We start from the raw sequence: 4,966 nt of genomic DNA, 5'->3' as shown, positions 1-4,966 counted from the left end.
TACTGCAACCTTATGAGTTTTTATGATTTAGATAGTAATTTATTGATTTCAAAAAGAGTAATACGTCAGTTTATTGGCTCAAGTAGCATTGATATTCAAAAGCTAGTTTTGTCTATAATTATTAATATGATGATTTTGTGTATTCGTAACAAAAGATTTGAAGAAACAGAATTTTATGTTAGTAGTGAAAAACAAATCAAAACAAAACCAGATATATTTTTTTATAAGACTATTGCTCCAGCTTTTGAAAATATAGTCAAATATCATTATGATCAAAATCCTAAGTATCTTAATAAAATACAAATAATAATTAAAAGTGTAAAAATTGCTGGTATGCCCAGTTATAGTGAAGAACTTGAAGAATTAATGATTGCTAATAAATAAAATATAAAAATGTCATATTAAACCATTAAGAGTTAAATATGACATTTTTAATATGCTTATATAAAATCGTAATAAACTGAGAATACATAGAAAGGAGTAAGAAAATGGAAAATTTATTACGTGAATTAATTCTTATTGGGATCAAATTAGATTAATTAGAAGCCTGGGAAAAATGTTTTGAATAAGTTAAGTAAAGATTTAAAAATAAAGTCTAAAGTAGATGATCATGTTTATGAAGCATTTGTAGATGGATTATTTATAAAGTTTAGACCAGGAAAAATTTATAAAGATAAGTAGGTTCTCTATAAAGGAGATGGTAAAAAATGTTTTTAAAAATTGGCATCGTATTTGGCGATCAAGTTGGATGGGGTCGACACTAACAAAAAAACATTATTCAAAAGAGAATAATGTTTTAGAGACTAAATATAAATCAAAGTATTACTCTGCAAAGTAATACTTTTTATGTGCTGCAGATATTATATCATTTTTAGAAGAATTTTGACCACCAGGGTTTCTGGTGGTCTTTTTCCTTTTTAGCTGGACGATCCGAAATCTTTTTAAGTTCTTCAACTTTTTTTTCAGCTATTAGCTGTAGCTGTTGCGACTGATCAAGCATTTTCTGGGTTTGATCTAATGTATTGTGCAATCGAGCTATTTCTTTATCTTTACTAGCAAGTTGTTCATGATAAGTTTGTTCTAACAGGTCTAAACGCTTTAATAACGAGCTTTCTTGCTCTTCTTTGTTTACCGGTAAAAAGTTTTTCTGTTGCGGTTTATTACCGGTAAAGTGGACAGTTTTTTTAACCACTTTTTCCTTAATAATCTTTGCACCAGTAGAAGTAATGGTTATTCTGTTTTTACTGTCTTTACCAGTAAATTTTACTGGTAAAGACTTTATATGATAGCGTATTGTTTGCTTGGAAACTCCCAATTCATCTGCTAATTGTTTAATTGTTTTTACCATTAGAATTCCTCATGCAACTGTTTATTTACCTCGCTAGAAATAAGATAAATAAATTAAATTATCAATTCACTTAGTATTTAAAACCGATAGAATATTAATCTCAACATTCAAACTTATTAAATTTAATTTTTTTGAAAGAACTCGATAAATTTATGTTACTATTAATCTATTAACGCAAATAAAAATACCCTGATACCTAGTAAATAACAGAGTATCAGGGTATGAAAAAACTAATCTCCAGTACTTTGACACGGTCTAAAGATTAGCTCCATCAACTGAATTAAGTATAACAGCAAAACTTAAAAATTCAAGTGATGAAGTTAAAAAAAGACCTCCGAGTTAAGAGATTAGCCCGGAGGTCTTTTCCGTTATCAAGCGAACCAACAGGACAAAGTTGAAAAAAGGGACAGGTTTAATAGAGCCATTTCAAGTAATAAATCTATTTCCGAAAGCACGTAACGAATGCAGTGGGGCAAGTGGCGGTGACGACCAGCAGTTAAGCAAACCAGGTCAGGGCGGTACAGACGACTACTGTGTGATCAGAATTACTCATATGTAAGGCGAGCAGGCAGCAGTGGAACATACGGCAGTAGCAAGGACAGAACATAGTACGAGGTACTATTGGCTGGGGTTAGCATATGGCGTTGCCCAGACCTTCAGATCATATTTTGGAGCGACAAAAAACAACGGCTCGGCTACTGTGCAGGGCGTTTTTTAGCTTAAATGTATGCTGGTCCTTTGTGGCCAGATTAGTAACCAACGATCGACAAAGCGGTTAGTTAGATAGTTTCTTCTCCTTATTGCAAGGGGAAATTACCTAACTAACCGCTTTGCGGTTATGTTAGTTACCTTATGGGGCCAGTCTGCCCACTGCCATGAGCAGTAATTGGCAGTTTAGGTTAATTGTTTGATCTTGTTTTAGGTTTAGGTGGAGCAACTGGCGTAGTAGATTTTGGCTCAGCAGTCTTTTATGGTTTAGGTGTAGGTTAGGGTGTTGAGTAGTGTTTTGGTTTTACTTGTAAGAGATTGACCTGGTTTTTTGTGGCTGTTTATTTGTTTGGAAAAAGTTGTTTTATTGCTTGTACCTTGGAATTTCACAAATTCCTAGGAAAGAGCATAAGGGAAACTGCTATCACTTACTTAACGTAAGGTGAGAGCTTGGCGGTGCCAAGCGTTTTCTAACAGCAGCTGCCTGCTAGCACTTTTTTTGCGAAATATCCCACCGTGGGACTGTTGTGAATATTGGTGTAGAGCCAAAAGCCTCATCTGGGTTTGTGAAAGGGAGCTGACAGTCCCACATTGGGATTGTTACAAATCCTGGTAGAGCAGCATTCTTCTAAAGGCAAAGATCGTATCAAAAACCGTATTTTAGCTCCGCTGAATGCCAGGTTCACTTTAGATGTAATGGAGAGCGGGGGGGTAAAAAATAAAAGTAGGCAAAATAGTTGAGGAATGATTTTGTTTACTTTTAAAAAATTGGGACAGTCATTTTTGCTAGGAAGTCGTCCATTTGGTGGAAAATCAGGTGTAAGTATACCCGGGGGCGAAAAAACGGCTCACAGGGGCTAATAGGGGCTAAATTAGGCAAGCTGTTGTTGGTAAGTTAGAAGAGAATAAAAAATAAATATATAAAAAAAGCGATCCTTGTGGACCGCCTTAGACGTCTTGCAAGTGACTGAACCTGCTTACACGTTTAGTTAAACATGTCTGACGTTATCTAATTCTATAAAAATTATATCATGAAAATAAAAATTTGGTAAAATAATCCTGCGCGTTTAGTGCACTATCTTGAGAAGTTGACTGGCTTCTCATAAAGGAGGTGAAAAGACGTGTCTGATGTTCTAATTCTAATTCTTTTGTATCTTGTAATTACCGCAATTCGAGATGTGTTGAATATCGTCAAAGATATTCTTAACGAACTACTTAAGTAGTACAAAAGTGAGGCCTAAGATTTTATCTTAGGCTATTTTTATAGGTATAAATAATTGAATAAAATTAATTAAAGATATATAATCTCGATATTAAAATATTAATTTATTAAGGCATTATATCATTATAATATTTTAATATACGTTTATAGGAGAATTAATTATGAAATTTAAGTATGTTGTTGGATTAGGTGTTGCTGCTGCAACCTTTGCGACAGTTGCAACTCCATTAGCGGTAACAAGTGTCAAAGCTGAGGCAACAAGTGATAGTGTAGAAAGTCCTGTTTCTAAATATGATATAAATCCTGTAGCAAACTATGATAACGATTCATTAAGACAAATTGCAATTAATAATAATTTAGATTTGTCTGTAGTTGAAGCTTTAAATGATAATATCGATCCCGATAAAGCCTTACCTAATGGTACGCCTATTTATTTGCCACAAAATGTTGGCTCTGTAGAAAACGTAGTAGGACCTCAGGCGTTCGGACCTTATGATGGTGTACCAGCAAGTATTAAGAAAAAATATTATGATAGTTTAAGTAGTGCAGAACGTTCAGCTAAACTTTGGATTGCAAAGAGAGAATCAGGATACAATTATTATGTTTCTAACGGTACGCATTACGGTCGCTTTCAGTTAGATAAAGCATATCTTAATGGCGACTATAGTATAGCTAATCAAGAAAAAGCTGCTACGATATATATTCACAAACGTTATAGTGGAAGTTGGGTAAAAGCTAAAGCATTTTGGCAAGCTCATGGCTGGTATTAAATCAAAGTAGGTTGGGTAAAAATGAAAAGATCACTTAGTATAGCAGCATTTGCAGCTGTTTTTGGTGCAAGCTTGATATTTAGTGCAACAAGCAGTAATTATGTGCCTGTTAAAGCAGCTGACGTAAGCGATACAAATACTGTAGTCAATAATCAGGGTGTGTCTGATAAAACATGGTCTAACAAACTGACTAAAGCTGGCTATGTTTTCAAGTTAGCTAAAAATATAGCTACTACTGATGGCGGATTGTATCAAAGAAAAAATGGCTTACTTAAAAAATATAGTTTGAAGCATGCTAAAAAAGTTTTCGCTAAAAACATGTTATTCAAAATAGATCGCGCTATATCAGTAGAAAATGGTTCTTTAGTTCATATTGTGTCGCAAAATGGCAAATATAAGTTTTGGACTAATTTTTTAACCGGGACATACAATGTAAATGGTCATAAAAAATCTCTTAAACCATTAATAAAAACCGAAGTAGAAATGATCACTAATACTTCTAAAGAGAAAATAGCAAAAAAGCTAGTCACTGCCGAAAAATTGGCTAATAAATTAAAGGGTTCAGATAAAAAATTGGCTCAAGAATCAATTACTCAATTGAAGCAATGGATTGATAATGAAGTTTTTGCTAATATTCCTGTTCTTCTAATTGGTAGCCTGTAAGACAAGTAAACAAGTTTTTAATTTACTGCTGCTATCAAAGTGATTTTCTTATTAATTTACGAAGCATACGGAGCAATTTAAAGTTAAAGATTAAAAGTAACAAATAAGCTGGTATGAAGCAATTGGTCTAATTGTGAAATTACCAGGTAATGAAAAAAGGGAAGGCTGTTAAATCAGTCTTCCCTTTTGCTATACGGCTTCAAATTCACAAACATTTTTTTGCTGCAGTTTGAAGCCTTGTAGCACTAAGTTTCG

At 33.5% G+C, this 4,966-nt stretch carries 5 protein-coding genes; 4 read left to right on the top strand and 1 reads right to left on the bottom strand.

The window, feature by feature from the left end; all coding sequences use genetic code 11:
- The coding region (locus LDM92_RS09665) for an Rgg family transcriptional regulator (RefSeq protein ID WP_444979781.1) at nucleotides 1-384 on the top strand (384 nt) is incomplete at its 5' end.
- A 487-nt stretch (nucleotides 385-871) separates the two neighbouring features.
- Here the strand turns inward: LDM92_RS09665 and LDM92_RS09660 are convergent.
- Nucleotides 872-1,348 carry a helix-turn-helix domain-containing protein gene (locus LDM92_RS09660; RefSeq protein ID WP_223903051.1) on the bottom strand — a complete coding sequence of 159 codons (477 nt, stop codon included), beginning with the start codon at nucleotides 1,346-1,348 and terminating at the stop codon, nucleotides 872-874.
- A gap of 574 nt (nucleotides 1,349-1,922) precedes the next feature.
- Here LDM92_RS09660 and LDM92_RS09655 point away from each other — a divergent pair.
- From LDM92_RS09655 to LDM92_RS09645, 3 genes are all read left to right on the top strand, one after another.
- Nucleotides 1,923-2,066: a hypothetical protein gene (locus LDM92_RS09655; RefSeq protein WP_158593833.1), complete on the top strand. Its 144-nt coding sequence runs from the start codon at nucleotides 1,923-1,925 to the stop codon at nucleotides 2,064-2,066.
- 1,373 nt (nucleotides 2,067-3,439) lie between these two features.
- Complete coding sequence (locus LDM92_RS09650; RefSeq protein WP_038521159.1) at nucleotides 3,440-4,048, top strand: aggregation-promoting factor C-terminal-like domain-containing protein; 609 nt, start codon at nucleotides 3,440-3,442, stop codon at nucleotides 4,046-4,048.
- Between the two features lie 21 nt (nucleotides 4,049-4,069).
- Nucleotides 4,070-4,711 (top strand): hypothetical protein, encoded by a 642-nt coding sequence (locus LDM92_RS09645; protein ID WP_038521162.1) that lies wholly within the window; start codon nucleotides 4,070-4,072, stop codon nucleotides 4,709-4,711.
- Nucleotides 4,712-4,966: the final 255 nt, after the last annotated feature.

It is taken from the genome of Lactobacillus laiwuensis, assembly GCF_019972835.1.
In the GTDB taxonomy this organism is placed as follows: Bacteria; Bacillota; Bacilli; order Lactobacillales; family Lactobacillaceae; genus Lactobacillus; species Lactobacillus laiwuensis.
The sequence above is the reverse complement of the archived record's forward strand: the minus strand, read 5'-3'. Positions and strand labels throughout refer to the sequence as shown.